General features: G+C 42.0%; 24 protein-coding genes. 16 read left to right on the top strand and 8 right to left on the bottom strand.

Going from position 1 to position 21,319, the window contains the following annotated elements; all coding sequences use genetic code 11:
- Positions 1-8: 8 nt before the first annotated feature.
- The 7 genes from arsR to DQN48_RS04840 all read right to left on the bottom strand — a co-directional run bounded on the left by arsR (position 9) and on the right by DQN48_RS04840 (position 6,713).
- Entirely contained in the window at positions 9-689 is a 681-nt protein-coding gene (gene arsR, locus DQN48_RS04870) for an acid response regulator transcription factor ArsR (RefSeq protein ID WP_013023250.1), read from the bottom strand.
- A 202-nt stretch (positions 690-891) separates the two neighbouring features.
- On the bottom strand, positions 892-1,230 hold the full coding sequence (locus tag DQN48_RS04865) for a CiaD-like domain-containing protein (RefSeq protein ID WP_013023249.1): 339 nt from the start codon (positions 1,228-1,230) through the stop codon (positions 892-894).
- The gene (locus DQN48_RS04860) at positions 1,221-1,469 is read right to left on the bottom strand and encodes a tetratricopeptide repeat protein (protein ID WP_013023248.1); all 249 of its coding nucleotides are present in this window, start codon (positions 1,467-1,469) and stop codon (positions 1,221-1,223) included. Before DQN48_RS04860 ends, DQN48_RS04865 begins: the two co-directional genes overlap by 10 nt.
- 186 nt (positions 1,470-1,655) lie before the next feature.
- The gene (locus DQN48_RS04855; protein ID WP_111713535.1) at positions 1,656-2,639 is read right to left on the bottom strand and encodes a DMT family transporter; all 984 of its coding nucleotides are present in this window, start codon (positions 2,637-2,639) and stop codon (positions 1,656-1,658) included.
- A 293-nt stretch (positions 2,640-2,932) separates the two neighbouring features.
- Positions 2,933-4,120, bottom strand: coding sequence for a hypothetical protein (locus DQN48_RS04850; RefSeq protein ID WP_013023246.1), 1,188 nt, complete (start codon positions 4,118-4,120; stop codon positions 2,933-2,935).
- A 75-nt stretch (positions 4,121-4,195) separates the two neighbouring features.
- Positions 4,196-5,482: a hypothetical protein gene (locus tag DQN48_RS04845; protein WP_013023245.1), complete on the bottom strand. Its 1,287-nt coding sequence runs from the start codon at positions 5,480-5,482 to the stop codon at positions 4,196-4,198.
- Positions 5,483-5,555: 73 nt separating this feature from the next.
- Positions 5,556-6,713 carry an outer membrane family protein gene (locus DQN48_RS04840; protein ID WP_013023244.1) on the bottom strand — a complete coding sequence of 386 codons (1,158 nt, stop codon included), beginning with the start codon at positions 6,711-6,713 and terminating at the stop codon, positions 5,556-5,558.
- A 208-nt stretch (positions 6,714-6,921) separates the two neighbouring features.
- Between DQN48_RS04840 and DQN48_RS04835 the strand changes: the two genes are divergently transcribed.
- From DQN48_RS04835 to DQN48_RS04820, 4 genes are all read left to right on the top strand, one after another.
- Positions 6,922-7,794 (top strand): DnaJ family protein, encoded by an 873-nt coding sequence (locus DQN48_RS04835; RefSeq protein ID WP_013023243.1) that lies wholly within the window; start codon positions 6,922-6,924, stop codon positions 7,792-7,794.
- A 10-nt stretch (positions 7,795-7,804) separates the two neighbouring features.
- The gene (locus DQN48_RS04830; RefSeq protein ID WP_013023242.1) at positions 7,805-8,164 is read left to right on the top strand and encodes a heat shock protein transcriptional repressor HspR; all 360 of its coding nucleotides are present in this window, start codon (positions 7,805-7,807) and stop codon (positions 8,162-8,164) included.
- On the top strand, positions 8,164-9,348 hold the full coding sequence (locus tag DQN48_RS04825) for a replication-associated recombination protein A (protein ID WP_013023241.1): 1,185 nt from the start codon (positions 8,164-8,166) through the stop codon (positions 9,346-9,348). Before DQN48_RS04830 ends, DQN48_RS04825 begins: the two co-directional genes overlap by 1 nt.
- Positions 9,349-9,418: 70 nt before the next feature.
- Positions 9,419-10,393, top strand: a complete 975-nt coding sequence (locus DQN48_RS04820; RefSeq protein ID WP_148213328.1) for a hypothetical protein — start codon at positions 9,419-9,421, stop codon at positions 10,391-10,393.
- A gap of 372 nt (positions 10,394-10,765) precedes the next feature.
- Here DQN48_RS04820 and ispG read toward each other — a convergent pair whose 3' ends face one another.
- Positions 10,766-11,836, bottom strand: coding sequence for a flavodoxin-dependent (E)-4-hydroxy-3-methylbut-2-enyl-diphosphate synthase (ispG, locus tag DQN48_RS04815; RefSeq protein WP_013023239.1), 1,071 nt, complete (start codon positions 11,834-11,836; stop codon positions 10,766-10,768).
- Positions 11,837-11,950: 114 nt separating this feature from the next.
- On the opposite strand from ispG, the gene DQN48_RS04810 reads away from it, so the two are divergent.
- The 12 genes from DQN48_RS04810 (at position 11,951) to DQN48_RS04755 (ending at position 21,318) form a co-directional block, all read left to right on the top strand.
- Complete coding sequence (locus tag DQN48_RS04810) at positions 11,951-14,041, top strand: WD40 repeat domain-containing protein (RefSeq protein WP_145980440.1); 2,091 nt, start codon at positions 11,951-11,953, stop codon at positions 14,039-14,041.
- Positions 14,034-14,381, top strand: coding sequence for a hydrogenase/urease nickel incorporation protein HypA (hypA, locus tag DQN48_RS04805; RefSeq protein ID WP_013023237.1), 348 nt, complete (start codon positions 14,034-14,036; stop codon positions 14,379-14,381). The genes DQN48_RS04810 and hypA overlap by 8 nt, the downstream gene beginning before the upstream one ends.
- Positions 14,382-14,417: 36 nt before the next feature.
- The gene (gene mua, locus DQN48_RS04800) at positions 14,418-14,969 is read left to right on the top strand and encodes a nickel-binding protein Mua (RefSeq protein ID WP_147277557.1); all 552 of its coding nucleotides are present in this window, start codon (positions 14,418-14,420) and stop codon (positions 14,967-14,969) included.
- A complete protein-coding gene (gene lpxB, locus DQN48_RS04795) occupies positions 14,966-16,024 on the top strand; it encodes a lipid-A-disaccharide synthase (RefSeq protein WP_013023235.1) in 1,059 nt (352 codons plus the stop codon). The genes mua and lpxB overlap by 4 nt, the downstream gene beginning before the upstream one ends.
- A 67-nt stretch (positions 16,025-16,091) precedes the next feature.
- On the top strand, positions 16,092-16,583 hold the full coding sequence (gene greA, locus DQN48_RS04790; protein ID WP_041913150.1) for a transcription elongation factor GreA: 492 nt from the start codon (positions 16,092-16,094) through the stop codon (positions 16,581-16,583).
- The gene (dut, locus tag DQN48_RS04785) at positions 16,584-17,012 is read left to right on the top strand and encodes a dUTP diphosphatase (protein ID WP_013023233.1); all 429 of its coding nucleotides are present in this window, start codon (positions 16,584-16,586) and stop codon (positions 17,010-17,012) included. It begins immediately after the preceding gene.
- 9 nt (positions 17,013-17,021) lie between these two features.
- Positions 17,022-17,606, top strand: coding sequence for a hypothetical protein (locus DQN48_RS04780; RefSeq protein WP_013023232.1), 585 nt, complete (start codon positions 17,022-17,024; stop codon positions 17,604-17,606).
- Positions 17,607-17,616: 10 nt separating this feature from the next.
- Positions 17,617-18,648 carry a hypothetical protein gene (locus DQN48_RS04775; RefSeq protein WP_013023231.1) on the top strand — a complete coding sequence of 344 codons (1,032 nt, stop codon included), beginning with the start codon at positions 17,617-17,619 and terminating at the stop codon, positions 18,646-18,648.
- Positions 18,630-19,280, top strand: a complete 651-nt coding sequence (locus tag DQN48_RS04770; protein WP_231843982.1) for a type III pantothenate kinase — start codon at positions 18,630-18,632, stop codon at positions 19,278-19,280. The genes DQN48_RS04775 and DQN48_RS04770 overlap by 19 nt, the downstream gene beginning before the upstream one ends.
- Positions 19,280-19,894, top strand: a complete 615-nt coding sequence (gene hisG, locus DQN48_RS04765) for an ATP phosphoribosyltransferase (RefSeq protein WP_013023229.1) — start codon at positions 19,280-19,282, stop codon at positions 19,892-19,894. Before DQN48_RS04770 ends, hisG begins: the two co-directional genes overlap by 1 nt.
- Positions 19,891-20,607: a hypothetical protein gene (locus DQN48_RS04760; protein WP_013023228.1), complete on the top strand. Its 717-nt coding sequence runs from the start codon at positions 19,891-19,893 to the stop codon at positions 20,605-20,607. Before hisG ends, DQN48_RS04760 begins: the two co-directional genes overlap by 4 nt.
- On the top strand, positions 20,608-21,318 hold the full coding sequence (locus DQN48_RS04755; RefSeq protein ID WP_013023227.1) for a sulfite exporter TauE/SafE family protein: 711 nt from the start codon (positions 20,608-20,610) through the stop codon (positions 21,316-21,318).
- Position 21,319 lies beyond the last annotated feature (1 nt).

Here is a 21,319-nt window from a genome sequence, read left to right as displayed (position 1 = left end):
TGTCTATTTTATGCTTCAAGCTTATAGCCTACACCTCTGACAGAGATAATATATTTGGGTTTTTTGGGGTCATCCTCGATTTTTGCACGAAGTCTTCCGATGATGACATCGATGCTTTTGTTTGAGCTTTCAGGATTGATGGATTCAGATTCGATGGCGATGGCCTCACGGGAGAATACATGGCCTTTTTTGCTGATGAGCAGTGTCAGTATTTCATATTCTGCGCGGGTTAGTTCGATTTTTTTGTCTTTGAAAAACACCTCTCTGCTGTCTTTTTGGATACGAAAAACGCTGTCTTTTTCTTGCTCTTTTTGCTTGACTTCTTTTTTGTTGTAGCGCCTTAGCAGGGAGTGGATGCGTGCGAGCAGCTCTTTGGGATCATAGGGTTTGGGGATGTAGTCATCTGCGCCATATTCTAATGCCTTGACTTTGTCATCAAGATCGCTTCTGGCAGAAGAAATGATGATAGGGATATTTTTTTGTTTGGCTACACGCTTGCAGACTTCTAGGCCATCGAGATTTGGCAATGTAAGATCTAGCAGCAAGAGATCATAGTTATGCGTAGCTATGGCACTCATCCCAGTATAAGGCTCGTCATAATTGGTGACTTTTATGTCATTTTGCTCGAGATACTCACTCAAAATCTCTGCCAATTCTATGTCATCTTCAATCATTAAAATATTTAGCATTGCTCTAACTCCACTTCTTTTTAGAGCGTTTATACTATCTTATTTTGTTTTAAAAATAGATTAAATGAGGGAAATTGCTAGACCTTAGAGGTGAGAAGAATCAAAGTGGAAAAAATCAATAATTATTGATTTTCATTCTTTCTTTATTCCTCCATGGATGCTGCTTTTTTGATGGATTTTGAGATGTCTCATTGATGGGGATTTATGGATTTTGGAGTGTCTCATCAATCAGGGAGAGTTGGTATTCTAGGTAATTGATGACCAAATCAAGCTTGCTGGCAATGTCTTTGGTTTGACTGGATTGCAGGCCCTCAAAGAGCACCAAAGTCTTTTCGCGTAGCAATTCCAAAAACCGAGAATCAATGCGAATTTCTATATTCTTGCTCGCTTTTTCATGTGATTCTCCTCTCTCATCCTTGAATTCCTTTTTGAAATCCTCTTTGAAATCTAGGGATTCTTGCACAGGGTATGCATCCTGTGCTCTTGGTGATTCATTTTTGTACTCATCAATGGTTTGCAAAATGATGTCTTTTAATTCCATTGCATCAACCACCTTTCAAAGTTTTTTAGCTCTTCGCTTCCGCTCTTGGCCTGCATGAACATTTTCTTGGCATTTTCATTGACATTGCCAAATTTCTTATGGATTCTTAGGCGCTTCATGGCCTGTTTTGCTTCAAAATTATCAGGATCTTTTTTGAGGATCTCCTGATAGATGCTAAGAGCCTCTTCTTTGTGACCCTGTAGTTCATAGATGCTTGCTAAAGTTAGAGTTTTAAACAAAAAAATCCTTTGGCATTTCTCTATATTCTACCCAATTTCATGGATCTTTTTTCTGGATTTTTGTGGTTTTGCAGTTGGTTTTTCCGCAGCCACATCCCTTCGATCCTCTGGGCATTAGCAAGATCACAAAGCCAACGGCCGCGATTATAAAAATTCCAATCATTACAATTTCTTGCATATTTACTCCTATCTTTTTGCAATGTATACCCCAAAAAGAATAATAAACATTCCCAAAATCTCAAAAATACCAATGGATTCCTTTAGAATCAAAAAGCCCAAAATAGCTGCAGTGATTGGCGAAAAAAGCATGATGAGAGAAGAGACTTGTGTGTTGATCTTGCCCATGATATAGCCAAAAAATCCCTGTCCTAAGATCTGGCCAAAGAGCACAATGAGCCCCACATAAATCCAAGCATTAGCGGAGTTTGGTAGCATGAAGCCCTCTTTTATCTCTGCGATAATTCCTAGCAGCAGCGAGGAGCCGATGCACACATATACCATCAATGCCATGGCGGTGTATTTCTTGCGCAGGCCATAGATTAATGCAAGAAAAATGCTATAGGAGACATTGCTAAGAAGTGCCAAAAAATCCCCATAGGGAGTGGCGATGCTGGTATCAGATTTGCCCTTGATGAGGACAAAGATGCCAATGACTGCCACCCCTGCACCCAGCAAAAAGCTTTTGTGTAGATGTTCTTTGAAAAAAAATACACCAATGGGTGCGAGCACAAATACCACAAGGGAGCAGATGAGATTGACATTTGTAACACTTGTGTGATGCAGTGCGGTGTTGAAAAAAACCAAATCCAGGCCAAAAAACACTCCCGCAAGCAGCATGAGCGCGATGTCTTTGATGGGGATTTTGCTGAGGTTACCCTTGCGCAGGGCAAAGAGGAAAAAGATGGGAATTGCCAAAAAAACGCGGTAAAAGCCAAGCAGGATGGGCGGGAGGTCGACGATTTTGACCAAAACACTGGCATAGACGATGAAAGCCTCTGCTAGGAGTGCCAAGAAAAAAAGTAAGGGAAAGGGCATAAAACGACTTTTTTGCGTAATATTAATATTTCTTTTTAAATGATGTTTTTGTGCCTTGGAATTTTTGACTTTTGGGCTTGTTTGTGGTTTGAGAGGCCTTGGATTTGGCATGAGACTGGGATTTTTTGGATGCATTTTTTGATGAGGGGTCGGGATTGATGTTGGGTGATTTTTGAGAAATACCGGGGGTGTGAAATGAAGAAAATTCCTATTTGTAAGGTTTCTGGGATGGTGAGGTTTTTGGAGTGTTTGGATCCTTTGAATGCGATTTAAAAGCATCAAGAGATTCAGAAAAACTGGGGTGGGTGAACTCTCTGGTAGCCAGGGTTTGGTGCTGTGATTTTAGGATGAAGAGGGATGGGGGCTTGCGGGAATGCGGAAAAATGAAAGAAAATGGAGGAGGGAGCTCCCTCCAGGTGAGAGGGGGATTAGAAGGTAAGCTTTGCAAATCCCACGACATTATTTCTTCGATAGGCGCTGTTGAAGCCATTGCTCACATAGCCGCCACCGACTTTTAGAGAGATTCCATTGAGGCTGCCCTTGACTTTTTGGTCAAATATAGTGACAGAGAGGATTGCGGTGAATTCTTTGTGATCCCCATCTGCATAAACTACATCAAGATCTACCCATTGAGACTTGATCCCTGTGAATACATACCAGCTGCTAACCTTGCCCAAGAAATAATTGATGTTGGAGTAGCCAGGAGTGAGATATGTTCCTGTGTAGAATCTTGTGACATTGTTTGGAGTATAGATTCCATTTTTTGTGGTGGTGTAGGCACCTGCACCGATTTTAAACACACCTCCAAATAAGAATTCTTGATCGAGCCAAAAGAGCATGGAATTCTTGCTGCTAGAAGAACCTGAGATATTTTGCCACATATATCTAAAGGCTGTGGTGGATTGGAATGGGCCACCCTCATCTCCAAACTGCATAGCAATTTTAGCACCGGCCTGGATTCTTCCATTGTGAGTGCGATCGTAATTGTCTCGATAATAGTGTACGAATGGATCGATGATCAGCCAGTCAAATTTCAGATTGATCCCAGCACCTACGACATCCCTGTTGCCGATGCTAAAGTGGTTGAAGCTAGAGGGGAATCGATACCAATCAGAGAGTTCTGAAGCGATGCGCCCCTGTGCATAACCATAAGTGGTGTAGTCATTCATCCAGGTTGCCCAGATGCCAAAACTTCTTGATTGATATTTTAGAGTCACGCCCTGCGCATAGGCAGTAAGCCAATCTGATCCTAAAAACTCGTTGTTGAATCTACCAACAGCAATTTGTAACATGCCTGTGTCATATTTGAGATACAAATCAGAAAGATCGATATATCTGTTTGTATATCGGTTCTCCATGCCACGGGTTTTGTAGATGGAAAAACCAGTGTATGCGCCCACGCCAAGGTGAAGGGCATCAAATCCAAAATCCACTCCAAGGTGCCCAGTCCCGCCAGCATACGCGCTCTTTTTTGTATAGCCCGTAGGGATATTGTTCTTGGACAACCCTTGATCATAAAGACCCCCCAAATGACCAAATGCATTGATATCTGCAGCCTCTGCGCTACCTAGCGCCAAGCCTGCCAAGGCAACCGAGCTAAAAATCTTCTTTTTCATGTTTTTCCTTTTCATTAGGGTTCAAAAGATCAAAAATCTTTTTGCAAGTACTATATCGGAGTAAGTTTAAAAATTTTAATAAAAGAATTTGCCAAACAAAATCAGGCTGCTAGTGCCCACAGGACTGCTTGGATGCGCGCTATTTGGGAATGCACTGCGATTGAGTCTGCTAAACACATAGCCAATGCCTGCATTGAAATTCATATTGTTATAGCTCCAAACTTTGTAATCTGCGACAATGGAGTATTCTGTATAGGTCCCAAAAGCAGCCATACCATCAATCCGAATGGGGAGATTTTTGTTTTTTGTTAGATCGATGCGGCCAAAGATGTATCCTGTGAAATTGTGGCTGGCAAAATAGGGGCTTGCAAAATTATAAACCCCTTTGTTTTGTGGGGTGGGGCTATTGATGATTTTTCCATAGAATCTTGAGGGATCATTGAGTGTGTAAATTCCACCATTGTCTTTGGTGCCAATCACCCCAATCAACCCGCCGCCAAATTCAAAAATCCTGTATCTGAATTTTTGATCAAACCACAAAAGTCCTGCAAAGGCATCCTTGGCTTTGATGGAGGTTGCAGGAAGAAATGCGGTATTTCCTAGTTGGAAGATCCCGCGCAGGATGCTAGAAGACTGCCATTCTCCAGCAAAGTTGGTGTGGTATTGGACATCCCCTCCGACTTGGAAGAGCAGGCCGCGGCGATTTTTGAGCATATCTGCTGGGAGCTGGGTGTCTAGTAGACTAAAGGCAGATCCTTTGAGATGCTCTCCTCCATAGCCTACGCCCACTGCAAAAACCTCCCCCCATTTTCCAAAGATATTTTTTTTGCTCAGAGGATAGTAGCTGCTGATGATATTTGTGCCATAGAGTGAGGCGATGGTGTTTTTGTGCACACCTGTCCAGAGCATGGAGTCGATAAATGCCCCCCAGTAGGTGATTTCATCTACTTTTATCTGCGCGCTAGCACCTTGGATATTTCCTGCCACATATTCAAAATCCAAAAAATTTGTATTAAATCGCCCCAGAGAGAATTCTAAGCGGGAATTTTTGTAATGTGCATAGACTTCAGAGACATCTCCCTTGTCTCCGATTCCTCCATAGCCAGGGATGCCATAGGTCCCAGTGCTTTTGAATCTGGTATTCCAGACATTCCATCCGCCAATGGCTCCAAGACCAAAGCTCCAGCCATTTTGCAGGGCGAAATCCACTCCAGTATGTGCCATGAGATTTCCATAATTATGAGAGGAGCCAAGTCCTTGGTTGTAGAGTCCACCAAGCGCTCCAAACGGGGTGATCTTGACATCTTCTGCGCCAAGAAGACCACAAATCCCTATTCCAATCATGAAGGTTTTTTTTAACATTCCCTAGACCTTATAATTTATGAGTTCACGGCCCGAAATTATAGGAAAATCAAGCTTAAAGAAGGATAATTTTTTAAAATTTGTATTGGATGTAGCCGCGGAATAAGGTGTATTTTTTGCTCCCCCCAAAAAATCCCTCTGCATTGGTGGGGTTATTCATGCCAAGGATGGAGAATCCAAGCTCCAAGCCCTTGATATTGCGTAGGGGAGTGCCGCTTACGCGAAATTCCCAGTTAAAAATATTTTTGCCATCCAAAAAGGTCGTACGCATCGCCCCATAGACATCAAGATACCGCAGGCTATAGCGCCCAAAGGCATAGAGAGTCCTTGCATCTCCTCGAAACATTCCAACAGGGCGCTGGAATGGTGTATGCTGCCCAAAGCCATCAATCATAGAAGCTCCCTTGGCACTGGTGAACATCCCTCCAACACCCCCCTCAAGTCCCATCCAGCTCACAGAGCTATTGAGTTCAAAAAGCACTCCAGTGCCAGCATTGGGGCCATACCAACCTTTGTATTGTGTATAGGTGAGAAATTGAGCTTTAGACTTCAAAAAAATCTGTTTGGGCAGGGGGAGATTCATGGTTGCCTTGACCCCAGGGGTGAAGAATACTCCAGGGGCAACATAGATGTAGGGAGTGATGCTAAGAGGGAATTGCGGGATCTGGATGGAGCCTCGAAAAAGCAGTGCTCCCACGACGCGAAACATGCGTCGAAAGACACTGTTATAAAATCTCGTGGTATAGGCGTTACGAAATGCCCAAGAAAAATGTAAGGACACATTTTCTATGCCATCGTAATCGATGCTAAAGCCCTCTGTGTTGTGTTTCATCCATTCTTCATCGATAGCATAGCGCCCCACGCGAATGCCAAATTTTTCATATTGATTGTAAAAGCTTGCATAGAGATGAGAAAAAATAAAAATCTGCTGCACCCCGCTAAAATTTCCAGGTTTTGCATCAAAGAGCTTGCCAGTGAGCCAAAATTCCGCACCAACCTTATAGCCGTGATAGCGCAGTGTGTCATAGGAAAAAGAGGAGTTGATATCTAGATAGGAGGGATCTTTTAGACTGGTGGATTGCTGTGTAAAGAGTCCGACATGCCCTCCGATCTTCCCTCCAGCAAAGGCCTGCTCAATTGTTCTTGCGCTTGTGATTTCTGCTGTGTCTGCATGAGCGATGCATCCATACAACAATCCTGCCAAAGCAAAGAATTTGCTGATTTTTAACATTCCATTCCTTTTTCCATTAGATACTCATCCTTGAGAATTTTACTAGAATTCAAACGATTAAGCAATTTCGATTCCACAAAAAAATCATCTTTTTGCTTTTGTCCAAGGAAAAATTTCATAAACCTTGACTTAATTACACTAAAGTTTTATAATGCACATGAACTAAATTATTTTTTAGAAACTTTATGGTTACAAAGAGGCGGTAAGAATGAAAAAGAGTTTGTATAAAACATTAGAAATCAATGAAAACGCAAGCAGCGAAGAAATCAAGAAAGCCTATAGGAAGCTGGCAAGAAAATATCATCCAGATATTAATAAGGAAAAAGAGGCTGAAGAAAAATTTAAAGAAATTAATGCTGCTTATGAAATTTTAAGCGATCCTAAAAAGCGCGCACAATATGATCAGTTTGGAGATAGTATGTTTGGCGGGCAGGATTTTAGTGATTTTACAAGAGGGCAGGGAGGGGTGAGTATTGATGAGATCCTCTCAAAAATCTTTGGGCAGGGAGGTTTTAATGCAGGGAGCTCCTTTGACTTTAGGGGATTTGGAGGCTTTGATGGGGGTGGGTTTGGTACTCCAGATTTGGATTTGCATTATCAATTAGACATCACGTTAGAGAGAGCTGTTTTGGGAGGCAAGGAAAATATCCAGCTTCCTAGTGGTGAAAGCATCACCATTAATATCCCAGAAGGAATCAAGGAGGGGGAGAAGCTTAGAGCAAAAGGCAAGGGGAAGAGTTATCAAAACATGCGCGGTGATGTGATTTTTGGTATTCATATATTGGAGAGTAAGACCTATCAACGCGAGAATGACGATCTTACAATGATTTGTGACATTCCCATGAAGGCTGCGTTATTTGGAGGCACTATAGATGTCAAAACCCTGCATAAGGATTTAAAATTAAAGGTTCCCAAAAATACGAAAAATAATCAGATCTTTCGCATCAAAGAATTGGGAGTAAAAAATCGCAAAACCAATGCAATGGGCAATTTGTTTTTAAAAGCAAATATTCTTCTTCCTAAGGTGGAAGATTTATCAGAGGCATTGCAAGAGCAATTGCAAAAAGAATTAGCAGATTAAGGAGGCATGAGTGTATAGTTATGATGAACCTGTGTATCTCATTAGTGTCGTAGCAAAGATTTTAGAAATTCACCCCCAGACCCTGCGCCAATATGAAAAAGAAGGATTGATTGAGCCTGGGCGCACAGATGGCAAAATGCGGCTTTATTCCCAAAGAGATATTGACAAGATCAAAACCATTTTGCGGCTTACGCGCGACATGGGCGTGAATCTGGCGGGAGTGGATATTATCTTGCGTTTGAAAGAAAAGCTTGATGAATTGGATCAGATGAATGAGGAATTGTATGCAAAGCTCAACAAGAAAAACCAAAGCAGCGATCTTACTATCAAAAAAAGCTCTTATGAAGTGATTCTTTTCTCCAAGAAATAATGCGGAATCTAGCCTCTTTATTGCGCCCCAAGAGTTTTAAGGATTTTGTGGGGCAGGAACATTTATTTAGCAAAGACTCTGTATTTTCAAGGGTGCTAGAGAGTGGGCATTTCCCCCATAGCTTTTTTTATGGGCCCCCAGGAGTGGGCAAAACCACCCTTGCTAGGATTGTTGCCAAAGAGTTGGAGATGCCATTTTTAGAATTCAATGGGGTGGATTTTGCGCTAGAGTCCCTGCGCTGCGCACTCAAAGAGTATAAAAATACCTTGATAAAGCCTGTGGTATTTATCGATGAGGTGCATCGTCTTAGTAAGAATCAACAAGAATTCCTGCTTCCTGTGATGGAGAATCATCAAGCCATCATCCTTGGAGCAAGCACGCAAAATCCTTTCTCTATACTCACAAATGCATTGCGCTCTCGTAGCATTTTGTTAGAACTGCATCCTCTAAAAAGCCATCATTTAAGAGAAATTTTGCAAAAAGCACTCGATCTCTATCCCTGCAAAATCACATCGGATGCAAGGGTTTATTTGATGGATTCTAGTAATGGCGATGCACGTGCAATGCTGCATTTGCTAGATATTGCCATGCAGGCAGATGAGATCACATTGCCCCTGCTAAAAAGCATCCGTCCCTTTAGGCTAGGAGAGGGAAGCAGTGAGCAAGATACGCATTATCATCTTGCCTCTGCTATGATCAAATCCATTCGGGGCAGTGATGTGGATGCAAGTATTTATTATTTGGCAAGATTAATTGCAAGTGGAGAAAATCCTGAATTTATTGCACGCAGGCTTGTGATTTTGGCAAGTGAAGACATCGGTAATGCCAATCCCAATGCCCTCAATCTGGCTGTATCTACTTTGAATGCAGTAGCAAAGATTGGCTATCCAGAATCTCGCATTATTCTCTCTCAATGCGTGATCTATCTTGCAAGTTCCCCCAAATCCAACACCGCATATAAAGCCATCAATCTTGCTCTAGATTATGTCAAAAATCACGCCCCTCTGCCCATCCCTCCAAACATCCTGCCTCATGCAAAGGACTATCTCTATCCCCATGATTTTGGCGGATATGTCAAGCAAAACTATCTTCATGAGTCTCTAGAATTTGTGCAAGAATCGCGATGTGGGTTTGAAAAAACCCTCCAAGAGTGGCTTTGTAAAATCAAGCAGGAAAAGAAGTGATGGCATTATGAAGCGGCATTGCTTTCTTTTGAGATTCTTGTCTGGCTTTTTGTTTGGTGTTTTTTGTTTGGTGGCAAAGGAGAAGACAAAGAGTGTTGATGATCTCACCTTAGACAGAGAAAAAGAGGGTTTTGATGTGGCGTTTGAATATTTGAATATCAATTTTTCTTCAACCAGCATCAAAAACCAAACCCCCTATGCGAAATTTTCTAATACCAATTTCAAGGGGATTTCTCAACTCATCGCAGAATCTTCCTTGCTTTTTCATGCAAATTATTATGCAAAGAATTTCGTGATTTTCAATCAAATTTCTAGCCAATATGGGCACAATATCCTCTATCCTACCAATGCTCCACGTATTGACAATACCACAGTGGATGGGATTATATTTTCTACAGACTATACACAAAAGCTCTGGAATTTTGAGAGGGCTCTGGGTGGATGTAGCTTGGGGCCTTATGTGCAGTTTTATTATGAAACACAGCTTTTTAGAATCCCAAATATCAATCGCACGCAGATCTTGCATCTAGGGACGGGATGGAAGATTTTTGATGGCAAATATATCAAGAGTTTGTATGTGAATTTTTTTGGAGAGCAAAATCTCACTTATGTCCATCCTGTGCAAAATCTTGGCTATAACATTGGCCTGCGTATGCAATATCCCTTCAAGGATAATGCCAAGCTTGTGGGCATGTTTAGCTTCACGCACTATGTTTACAACAACTATCCCATGGCGTTTAAACCGCAATATTTTCTGGAGTTCAAAACGCGCCTAGAGACTGCGATTTTCAAGTATGTAAGCGTTGCACCCTTTATCAATTTTTATTTACTCAAGGGGCAATTTATCAAACATGCTGCCACAAATTTGATGCTAGGAGTTTCTTTGTCCTATGGGCAGACTTATATAAGTGCAAAAGCACCCAAATCCCTCAAACCCGCAATGAAGCAAGAGCCTAAAAAAGAAGAATCCAAAGAAAATCCCAAGAAAGAAGAGATAAAAAAAGAGAATTCCAAGAAAGGGTCTCAAAAAGAGCAGGCTACCTAGGGGGTGTAATGGAATTTTGGGTGTGGGGTTTATTTGTGTGGAAGGGTTTTTGAAAAGGTGGGGGGCCAATGTGAAATTAGGGGAGCGGAAGGTTAGGGGCTTTGAGGGACGTAGGGATTTTGCAGATGCTGTGGTGGGCATGCTGGGCGGGGCTAGATTTTAGAGGGATAGGAGCTTGTGGGAATCTAAAAAATCGAGAAATTTTTGAAGTGTGGGATTTGTGCGTAATAAGGCCAGCACGCGATAGCTTGGCCAGTGTGCTTCCCCTTGGCGCGGAAAATCTTGGGGCAAAAGCAAGCCAGGCAAGCTAGGAAGGGCGCAGTAGCCAAATAAGGATGTGCAAACTATGGGGATGGGGCAAGGTTGTGTGGCTTAACCCCGTGTTTCTTTTTCTTGCGCAACAGATTCTACTTCCTTGATAAATGCTTCGAGTAATTGTGTTTCAGGGAGTTTGCAAAGAACCTTACCATGCTTGATGATGAGTCCGCTTTTGTTGCCAAAGGCAATGGCAATATCTGCATGCTTTGCCTCACCCAGTGCATTGACAGCACAACCCATTACACTTACTTGCAATGGGGTTTTGATGTGGCTAATGCGCTTTTCTACTTCCTTTACCATTTGCACTAAATTGGCCTCAATCCTCCCGCAAGTGGGGCAGGAGATGATGTTTACTCCAGATTTTTGCCTGCCGCTATATTGCAAAATTGCCCTAGCTACTTTGATTTCTTCTTCTAATTCTCCAGTGATGGAGATGCGCATCGTATCGCCAATCCCCTCCATCAAGAGATTTCCTAATGCCATGGAGCTTTTTATCATAGAATGAAAGAGCGTGCCTGCCTCTGTCACTCCTAAATGAAAGGGATAGTCCACCAATGGACGCAGCATGCGATAGGCCTCTATGGTGCGCTCTACATCACTGGCTTTGAGCGATACTTTGATATTCTCAAATCCAAAATCCTCTAATAGTTTGATGTTATAAAGCGCAGATTCCACCATACCCTTTGGGGTGGGGCCATATTTCTCTTCAAATTGCTTTTCCAAGCTCCCGCCATTCACGCCGATTCTGATGGGGAGATTGCGCACTTTGCAGGCCTCTGCTACAGCTTTTATGCGGTCCTTGCTTCCAATGTTTCCAGGATTGATGCGAATGGCATCCACGCTTTCTGCAGCAATGAGTGCAAATTTGTAACGAAAGTGAATGTCCGCGACTATGGGGAGGGTGGCGATTTTTTTGAGCTCTTTGAGGGCATGTGCATCTTTTTCATCACTCACTGCTACGCGCACAATATCTGCACCTGCTAGATGCAGGCGATCGATTTGTTCTTTGGTGGCTTTGATGTCTGCAGTTTTGCTAAAAGTCATACTTTGCACGCTGATGGGCGCATCTCCACCGATCTTAACATTGCCAATGTGAATTTCTCTGGTTTTATAACGAGATTTCATAAAATATCCTCTTTTGAAATGGTCTGGAAAATTAGAATAAATTGAGTAGAATAATAGGATAACTTTGAGAATTTGTGAGCCAAAATGCTACAAGAAAAATACAATTTAAAGCTTTTGCACACTGTTTTGTCCCTCGCCCACAATCGCGATTATTTGCTGTTTGCAGATTCTCATTATGGGGTGTATCTTTATTCCATCCCAGAAAAAAAAGTCCTCTTTGGTAAGCGTGTATCCCGCGACACCACTAAGCACCATATGTATTCCAAGGCCATTGCCTGTTCTGATCAAGGCTATATTTTCATCGCAAATGCCGGCGATAGGCTTTGCAATCTTTGCAGGGTAAGTGAGAATGGATTCAAAATCAAAGCAAAGATCCAGTGGCACAAGGCAAAGGTCAATAGCGTGGCATTCTCTCAGGATTCAAAACTGTTCGCCATAGGCGGGGAAGATGGAAGAGTCTTTCTCTACACCACCTCAGATGCCAAGTTTTATGCCATTTTGCCTATCCAGCCAGAATACATCTCTTGCATGAGTTTTGATAGCGCCAATCATTATTTTGTCTTTGCCACCTTTGAAAAAAAGATTTTGGTCTTTGATTTGTATTCCTGCACCACACTCAGCGAGGTGGATGTGCCAAGTGTCGTAGAATCTCTAGTATTTTTTAATCATGATAAACAAATTTTATTTGTATGTAAGGATGGGGAAGTTGGGGTGTATGATATTTTCAGCAATCAAACAAGAAATATCAAAATCAATTATACTTGGCTCAATCAATGTGTTTTGCACAGGAATGAAAAATATGCCTATATTGCAGGGCGTGAAAATAAATTACTTGTTTACAAAATCGCTACAAATAGGATTTTTTTAGAGCTCACGCTTCCTGAATCAGGAGTGAGTTTCATGCGTCTGGTTGGTGAATTGCTCTGCATCTGCTTTATCAGTGGGCGTGTGATCTTTTTGGATAGTCGCTATGGCTATCAGGAGTTTGAGCAGCTTTTGCTGGCCAAAAATTATGAAGAGGCAAAGGCCTTTGCAGAGGTAAATAATGTGCTTTTAAAGCTTGAGGATCTCTATGAAAAAACTCGCCTAGAGAATTGGTCAGAGGTACTAAAAGATATTCTCAATTTATTTATCAATAATGAAGTGGATAATGCCCTCCATGTCGCAGAGCCTTATTTGGAGGATCCCATACTAGAGAGAGAATTCCGTTATTATTTTGATGAGAAAGAGGTGATTTTGCAATTTTTGCAATTGATTCAAAAAGAAAAATACACCGATGTCTATGCCATGGCAAATGCTAAGCATGGACTGCGAAAGCTCGTGCTTTTTGCAGAATTAGAGCGGTATTTTTCCTCTATTTTTGAAGCTTGTAAAAATATTCTAGAAAAAGATGGTGTTCGGGGTACGGTGCGTGTGAGGAAGGTTTTGGAACCCTTCATGAGAGTGAGTGAAAAAAGAGAGCAGATTGAATTTTTGCTGCAGAATTTTCTGCAATACCAAAACATCCAAAAAGCATTCAAGGATAATGATTATATTTCGTGCTTTGCCCTTGCTGATAAATTTATATTTTTACAAAAAACAAAGGCATACCAAAAGGCACTGCAGCATTGTAGCAATCTGCTCTATCACATCAAAGAAAATATGCAGAGTAAGAAATATGAAGATTTAGAAAGCGAGATTGCAATGCTCAAAAGAATCCCTTATTTCAAGGATGAGGCAGAGGGGTTGATTCATTTTTTTCTTCATCAAGAGGAATTCAAAAGAGATTTTGACAAGCAAAATTATGCAGCCTGTTATGAACTTTTGGAGCGCTATCCCAACCTCTATGCCTGTGATGCATATTTTGCACTAGAGGAGCTTGTTTTGAATGTGTTGCAAAAGGCCCTAGATCTAGCAAAGCATGGCAATACCAGTGGCGTTTATCATGAATTAGAGAAATTCCTTACCCTGGAGAAGTGGAAAAGACGCATCAAAACCATTTTTCAAATTGCGTATTTTTATGAAATTAAATATAATAACGCCCAGATAAACCCCATTGATGCGCACGCTACTCTGCAACAATACATCGATTTTTTTGGCAAGACCAGTGAGTTTCGGGTATTGTGCGAGCAAAAAAATCTCGAGCAAGTTTTTGATGAGATTTTGGAGAGGCGGACTGAGATGCGCTATCTAGAAACGATTTTGGTAGGAGCAGGACATGCATGAGTATTCTGTGGTGGCTTCATTGATTGAGTTGTGCGAACAAAATGCAGCACATCATCAGGCAAGTGCGGTGGAAAAAGTCATTGTTTCCATCGGAGAGCGTAGTGGCATGGATAAGAGTTTGTTTATGAGTGCATTTGAGACCTTTCGGGAAGAAAGTGCAGTGTGCAAAAATAGTGAATTAGAGATTGTTTCTCAGCCCGTGGTGCTAGAGTGCAAGAATTGTCATTTTAGCTTTGAGCCAAAGAGTCTAGAATATGGCAGCTGTCCGCAGTGCGGTGGGGAAGATTTGAGTGTTTTGAAGGGCACGGAGATGCTGTTATTGCGTTTGGAGCTTGTGTAAGAGGGAATGCAAAAGTTCGAATTTTTTTTTCAGCAATTGCAAGAAAAGATTAATGACATCAAAGACACCTGGGAGATTTACAAAATCTTTGAATCAGAGCGCCAAAAATTTAAAGAAGAAGAAAAGGAATACAGCGGCGAGATTCAATCCTATCAAGAGATTTTGAGGGATTATCGCCAAAAAATCAAACTTACAAAGCTCGAACTAGAAGGCCTGCAAAAAAAGATAAAAGAAGAAGAAGAGGCCCTCTCCTCCCTCAAAGAAAAAAAAGATCAGCACAAGATTCTTGAGATGATGCAGACCTTGCAGCAGCAAAAAAAGCAAATCCAAGAAAAAAAGCGCAAAATCATGCCCAATGCTCTCAAAGAAGTCAAGGTATATAACAAACACGGCAAGATCGCAGGCATGCAGCCAGCAGAAAATCTCTATGGAGAAGAGCTGTACCAAAAATATCGTGTTGCCCTCAAAGAATCTCGTGAACTCAAAAACAAAATCTCTGATCTGGAATTGGAAAATCGTCAACTGCGAATCGAAGTGCGTGATTCTTATGCAGAGCTGGCGTTGCAAGAGCTAGGAGAGAAAATGTGAAGCTGCTTGTAAGCGCACTAGAACCTAGCTCCAATGAGCATCTCAAAGCTTTGCTAAAGTTGCTTCCCAAAAAAATACAGCTCATGGGGATTTTTGATGCAAGTCTTGGCGATCCCTCCTTTTTGCCTGAGGATTTTTCTGTGATGGGGTTTTGGGATGTGTTCAAAAAGCTGCCCTTTTTTTTGCGCGTCCAAAGGCATATGCTAAAGCTTGCCAAAGATGCGGATAAAATCTTGTTTTTGGATTCTTCTTCTTTTCATATTCCGCTTGGCAAAAAGCTTAAAAAACTCTATCCCCAAAAAGAATTGATTTATTATATTTTGCCCCAGGTGTGGGCATGGAAGCCTTGGAGGGCAGGGGTCATAGAATCTACTTTTGATCGTCTAGGGGCAATTTTGCCCTTTGAGCTTGACTATTACAAAAGTAAAGCCCAGTATGTGGGGCACCCATTGCTAGATTCCATCAAAAATTTTCGCGATTGCTTGCATGGGGAGGGGATTGTCTTCATGCCTGGCAGTAGGAAGGGAGAGATTGGCAGAATTTTTCCCATATTTTGTGAACTTGCCAATCGTTTTTTTTCTGATAAAAGAAAGATTCTTGTTGTGCCAATGGCATTTTGGCATTTGGATTTGCAAAAAATCTATGGAGAGGGGGTGGAGGATTTTGAGATTTCTTTTGATGCACATCAAAGTCTTTATGGCGCAGAATTTGCCTTCATCTGTAGTGGCACTGCCACGCTAGAAGCAGCCCTTATTGGCGTGCCCTTTGTGTTGGCATACAAGGCGCGCTGGCTAGATTATATCATCGCAAGGAGTCTGGTGAATTTGCACTACATTGGACTGGCAAATATTTTTTTTAATGCCTTAAATGGTCAGCCTCCTGGCAGAGGGGAGAGTCGCCTGCATCCTGAGATCATTCAAGGTGACATGAGCTCAGAATCTTTATTTGAAGCATATCGCATCATGGATAGAGAGGAATTTTTCCAAAATGCCAAAAAAATTCGCCAATACCTCAAACATGGAAGTGCATCAACAATTGCTAGCTGGCTAGAATAGAAGCCATGTAAATCCCTGTGTTTATTAAACTGCTTTTAGTATCATTGCAGGAAAATTTTAGGAGAACATGGCTATGGAACCAATTACTCAGTATGGGTATGAAAAACTTCGCGCAGAGCTCAAAGATCTCAAAGAAATCCAAAGACCAAACATCGTAAAAGATATCGATATTGCGCGCAGTCATGGAGATCTCAAGGAAAATGCAGAGTATCATGCTGCAAAAGAAAAGCAGCTTTTCATTGAAGCTCGCATTAATGATTTGACTCTTCTGCTTAGCAATGTGCAAATCATCGACCCCCATACCCTCAGCCATGAAAAAGTTAGCTTTGGAAGCAGTGTGAAGATCCGCAATCTTGATACAGAAAAAACCTTCTGCTATACCATCGTGGGGAGTGTGGAGAGCGATCCAGCGCGTGGGTTGATTTCTTTTGGTTCTCCCATCGCAAAAAGTCTGATTGGCAAGATCGTAGGAGATGAGGTGAGTATTGTTTTGCCAAATGGGGAGAGTGATTTTGAAATCCTAGAAGTTTTTTATAAGCCCATAGAATTTGAGATATAAATGCAGGTGAAGATTAAAAAAATCCATCCAGATGCAAAAATCCCCCTCTATCAAACTCAAGGAGCTGCGGGCTTTGATTTGCAGAGCATTGAGGAAGTGGTGATTCCAGCCCACAGTCATGGATTGGTTAAGACAGGGCTATGTATCCAGGTTCCTGAAGGCTATGAGTTGCAGGTGCGTCCTAGAAGCGGATTGGCATTCAAATCTGGCATCACTGTGCTCAATTCCCCAGGAACCATTGATAGTGATTATCGCGGTGAAATTATGGTGATTTTGTATAATAGCACCAAAGAAGATTTTTTCATTGCCAAGGGAGATCGTATTGCTCAGGGCGTGATTTCCCAATATGCAAAGGTGGAATTTGATGCGGTGGAGGATTTGGATCCTAGCCCAAGGGGTGAAAAAGGATTAGGTAGCACTGGAATATAAGGGATAGCGATGGGTTTGAAAAAAGATTTGGAAATTGTGAAGAATGAATTCAAAAGTGATGAAAAAATTTTTGAAAGCGCTTTTAGGGTGGAGCGGTTTTTCAAGAAATATAAAAAGATTTTGCTTGTTTTGCTGGGGATTCTTATTGCTGCAGTGGTTTATTGGCAGGTCTCTAGTATCTTAGAGGAGAATCGTGCACAAAAATCTAGCGAGTATGCCAGAGAGCTCCAAAAGCAGCCCAAAAATCAAGCCCTGCGCGATAAACTCAAGCAAAGCTCACCCTTGCTTTATGAGATCTTTTTGCTGAAAGAGGCCCTAAGAAGCGGTAGCCAAGAGGATCTATCCCATCTTGCTAAGTCTAAAAATCCCTTGATAGCCCAGATTGCCAAATACCAAGATGCCTCCATCCAAAAAGATCAAAAATTGCTCTCTAGCATTGATGCAGGACCCCTCAAAGATCTCGCAAAGATCCAGAGTGCATTTTTGCTCAAAGAAAATCACAAAAACAAAGAGGCCAATGAAATCTTGCAGAGCATCCCTGATGCCTCTGGCTTGAAAGAAATTGCAAAAATGCTCTTGCATTATCAAAATTAGGAGAAGTCGTTTGCGAGCCTTATTATTCATTGGCATTATTGCATTTTTGATTTTTGAGGGATGCAGTCAGCGCAAGGACTTTGTGCCCAAAAAAATCAGTGGTTCAGTCACCTTCAACAAGGTTTTGCCCAGTGAACTGGAGTGGTCTAGTCGCAATTCTGTGATACTCAAAAATGGAGAGGTCATCAGCAAGAGTGGAGGGACTTTGTTGAAATTACAGAAAAATTCTCGTCTTCTCAATGAAAATGACAAATACTATATGATCATGCAGGATTGTCAACATATCGAACTCATTGATAAGGTCACACAAAAAACCAAAAAATTTCCTACTAGAAGTTGTGCGTTTAGCGCCAATATGAAGGATCATTTTTTGGCCTTTGTTTTGATTGATAATTCCTATGGGATTTATGACATCAACACAGGAGAGATGATTTTTAGCGATCGTGGATCCTCTGCCATCGCGGTAGATTCACTCAATGCAAGTCCTGCATTTTTGGATACTTTGGTGGTTTTTCCCACGCTAGATGGGCAGATTTCAGGCGTTTCGCTTAGGACCAAAAAGCTTGAGCGCACTATCATCGTGCATTCTGAGAAATTTTTTAGCAATGTGATTTTTTTGGATGCTGCGGATTCTAGGATCTTTGCAGCCACTCCCAAACGCCTCATAACCCTTGTTGGCGGTAGGCAGTTTGATTATGAGGCAAATATCCGAGATGTGAAGCTTTATAATGGCTATTTGTATGTGCTGACATTAGAGGGTAAGATCTTGCAGTTAGATGCCACCATGCGTGTAGTCAATGAACTCTCCCTCCCCTTTGCAGTTTTAAGTGGCATCGTGATTGAAAAAAATAAGCTCTATACAATGGAGCGCCTGGGCTATCTTATTGAGGTAGATTTGGATGATTTTCAGCACAAAACCTACACTCTGCATGATGTTTTAGGCAAAGTCCCGCGTAATAAAATCGTATTTTATAATGATTCTCGCATCTACTATGACAGGTATTATCTGGACTTTTCGCGAAAATGGAAAAAGAAAAAATGATCCTTTGTGACATTGGTAATACGCATCTGCATTTCTACAATCAAAAAAGCATCTGGAGGGTCTTGCCAGAGCATCTAAACAAAAGTTTTTTGAATGATGAGATTTATTATATCAGCGTGTGCAGGGAATATGAGGAGAGATTGCTCAAGATGTCTAAGCGCTGTTGCAATGTTGGCTCTCTCATTTCTATTGACACCTCTTATGCAGGGCTTGGCGTGGATCGGCGTGCTGCATGTGTGAGCGTGCGAGATGGGGTGGTGATTGATGCAGGCAGTGCGATTACCATTGATATCATGGAGGATTCCACGCATCTTGGGGGTTGCATTTTGCCAGGTCTTTATGCCTATAGCAATGCCTTTGCAGAGATTTCTCCAGCACTCAAAAAACCCCTTCACTTCCAAGTCTCCCTAGAGGACCTCCCCCAGGCCACCCAGGATGCCATGAGCTTTGGAGTTTTGAAGGGCATTTCTTTACTTGTTGCAGACATGGCAAAGGACAAAAAAATCTATATCACCGGCGGGGATGGGAAATTTTTCTCAAAGCTCCTCCCTAATAGTATTTATGATGAGATGTTGATTTTTCGCGGCATGGAGGCTTGCATCCAGAAAGCCATCCAAAAAGGAGTCCTATAATGCTTACCATCGCTTTGCCAAAAGGCAGGATTGCAGAGGACACCTTGCGCATTTTTTCTCAAATTTTTGGCAGGGAATTTCTCTTTGACCAAAGAAAATTGATCTTAAAAATTGGAGATTTTGTATTTTTGCTGGTGCGCAATCAAGATGTCCCCACCTATGTATCGCATCATTCCGCAGATCTTGGGATTGTTGGGAGGGATGTGCTAGAAGAGCAGAGGAGTGATGTTTTGCCGCTTTTGGACCTTGGGATTGGCAGATGCAAGATTGTGGTGGGTTCTGAGATTGGCAAGCCTATTGATTATGGTAAGTCTCAAATCAAGATCGCTACCAAAATGCCTCACATCACTCAGGAGTTTTTTTCTCAAAAAGCCATTGCCGTGGATGTGGTCAAGCTCTATGGATCCATTGAATTGGCTCCTTTGGTGGGCCTTGCAGATGGGATTGTGGATATCGTGGAGACTGGCCTCACTATGCAGCAAAACAATCTAGAAATTGCTGAGGTGATCATGGAATCTAGCGTTTTTTTGGTCGCAAACAAAAATAGTTTTTTGGCCAAGAAGCGTGCGATTTTATCCTTGCAAGAAAAAATCAAAGGACAGGTGGAAAGATGAAATTTTTGACATTGTTTTTTTTGGCGTTTGGTGCCCTTTTTGCCAATTGGCAGATGTTTGCAGATGGGACAGAGACCTATCTTTACAACACCAACACTGGTGAGGTTTATGTCAAGGTAAAAAAAGGCGGGAAGAATTATGAGGATGTGTTTGTAAAAATGCCAATGGGTGTGAGAAATTTAGAATTTCATGACCTAGGTCAAAAAGCTCCAAACTCCCAACCACCAAAAGCTCCAAGCACCCCAAATGCACTGAATCCACAAAATGCAGATGGCAAATCCTCCCAGGACTTACGCATGGAGAGCATCAAAAAAGCTCAGGAGATGATGCAAAAAACTCTAGATGGCATGAAGGATGAATTCTCTCAAACCCAAGACTTCCCCAAAGATAGCATCAAGAGGGCAGAGGAGATGATGCAAAAATCCCTAGATCGCAAAAAATCCCAAGATGCTATAATCCAAAATGCTCAAAAAGCGCCCAATGCTCCCAAAAACCCAAATACCCCAGCAATCAAAAACCCCAAAGCCCCACCCACTCCAGACATCATGAGCACTCCCCAAAATGATCCCTACAAGGCAATGCAAGCCCAAAAATCCCAAGAAATGCACAAGACAAAGAGTGCAAAAAGAATCCAAGAGGAAGAACTGCATACAGAAGGTCTCAAAAAAGCCCAGGAAATGCAAGAAAGACCCATGGATAGCGGAGGTATGTGATTGTTTGTTGGTGCTTTTGTCACGGCTTTTTTGATGTCTCTCTCCCACTGCGTGGGCATGTGTGGAGGCATTGTGGCAGCATATTCCTCGCGTCTCTCTCCTACCAGTACATTTTTTCAGAGATTTTTGGCTCATCTCTCCTATAATCTAGGGCGCATTAGCGTATATTTGCTTATTGGCCTCATCTGCGGTTTCATTGGCTACAAAATCAGCATCCAAAAAGAGCTTAGCGCGGTTTTTTTGATGATTTTGGGGATTTTGCTCATGCTGTATGCATTCTGCTATGTTTTTGCCCCAAAAATTTTGCGCATTATTGAGCCTGATATTTCTAGTAGCTCTTTTTTTCGGCGCTTTTTTTCTTATTTCTTGGGCAGCAAAAGCATTGTGGGATTGTATTTTTTGGGCGTGCTCAATGGCCTTTTGCCCTGTGGCATGATTTATTATTTTGCTGGTGTAGCTCTTGGGGCGGGTAGCATTCTTGGGAGCGTGCTTGTCATGGCTGGCTTTGGCCTGGCTACAGCGGTGAGTTTGCTGCTTTTTGGCATGGTATTTGGAGCCATCCTAACTCCCAGGTTTCGCCGCGTTTTTCTGTGGTTGGCTTTTTTTTTGATGCTGGGTTTTGGGTTTTTGAATTTTATCAAAGGCTTCAAGATGCTAAACACACAGCATAGCCCACCCCATTCTATGCACCATATGCATCATGAGATGTGAG

Origin of the sequence: Helicobacter mustelae, from assembly GCF_900476215.1 — a bacterium.
Classification (GTDB): Bacteria; Campylobacterota; Campylobacteria; order Campylobacterales; family Helicobacteraceae; genus Helicobacter_H; species Helicobacter_H mustelae.
This window is presented reverse-complemented; position numbering and strand designations above follow the sequence as displayed.

Excerpts from the sequence above, each read along its gene's own strand:
- dut (WP_013023233.1), top strand. The coding sequence starts at position 16,584 with ATGCAGGTGAAGATTAAAAAAATCCATCCAGATGCAAAAATCCCCCTC.
- DQN48_RS04840 (WP_013023244.1), bottom strand. The coding sequence starts at position 6,713 with ATGTTAAAAATCAGCAAATTCTTTGCTTTGGCAGGATTGTTGTATGGA.
- hisG (WP_013023229.1), top strand. The coding sequence starts at position 19,280 with ATGCTTACCATCGCTTTGCCAAAAGGCAGGATTGCAGAGGACACCTTG.
- DQN48_RS04770 (WP_231843982.1), top strand. The coding sequence starts at position 18,630 with ATGGAAAAAGAAAAAATGATCCTTTGTGACATTGGTAATACGCATCTG.
- ispG (WP_013023239.1), bottom strand. The coding sequence starts at position 11,836 with ATGAAATCTCGTTATAAAACCAGAGAAATTCACATTGGCAATGTTAAG.
- arsR (WP_013023250.1), bottom strand. The coding sequence starts at position 689 with ATGCTAAATATTTTAATGATTGAAGATGACATAGAATTGGCAGAGATT.
- DQN48_RS04850 (WP_013023246.1), bottom strand. The coding sequence starts at position 4,120 with ATGAAAAAGAAGATTTTTAGCTCGGTTGCCTTGGCAGGCTTGGCGCTA.
- DQN48_RS04760 (WP_013023228.1), top strand. The coding sequence starts at position 19,891 with ATGAAATTTTTGACATTGTTTTTTTTGGCGTTTGGTGCCCTTTTTGCC.
- greA (WP_041913150.1), top strand. The coding sequence starts at position 16,092 with ATGGCTATGGAACCAATTACTCAGTATGGGTATGAAAAACTTCGCGCA.
- DQN48_RS04855 (WP_111713535.1), bottom strand. The coding sequence starts at position 2,639 with ATGCATCCAAAAAATCCCAGTCTCATGCCAAATCCAAGGCCTCTCAAA.
- DQN48_RS04845 (WP_013023245.1), bottom strand. The coding sequence starts at position 5,482 with ATGTTAAAAAAAACCTTCATGATTGGAATAGGGATTTGTGGTCTTCTT.
- DQN48_RS04780 (WP_013023232.1), top strand. The coding sequence starts at position 17,022 with ATGGGTTTGAAAAAAGATTTGGAAATTGTGAAGAATGAATTCAAAAGT.
- DQN48_RS04835 (WP_013023243.1), top strand. The coding sequence starts at position 6,922 with ATGAAAAAGAGTTTGTATAAAACATTAGAAATCAATGAAAACGCAAGC.
- DQN48_RS04825 (WP_013023241.1), top strand. The coding sequence starts at position 8,164 with ATGCGGAATCTAGCCTCTTTATTGCGCCCCAAGAGTTTTAAGGATTTT.
- hypA (WP_013023237.1), top strand. The coding sequence starts at position 14,034 with ATGCATGAGTATTCTGTGGTGGCTTCATTGATTGAGTTGTGCGAACAA.
- DQN48_RS04865 (WP_013023249.1), bottom strand. The coding sequence starts at position 1,230 with ATGGAATTAAAAGACATCATTTTGCAAACCATTGATGAGTACAAAAAT.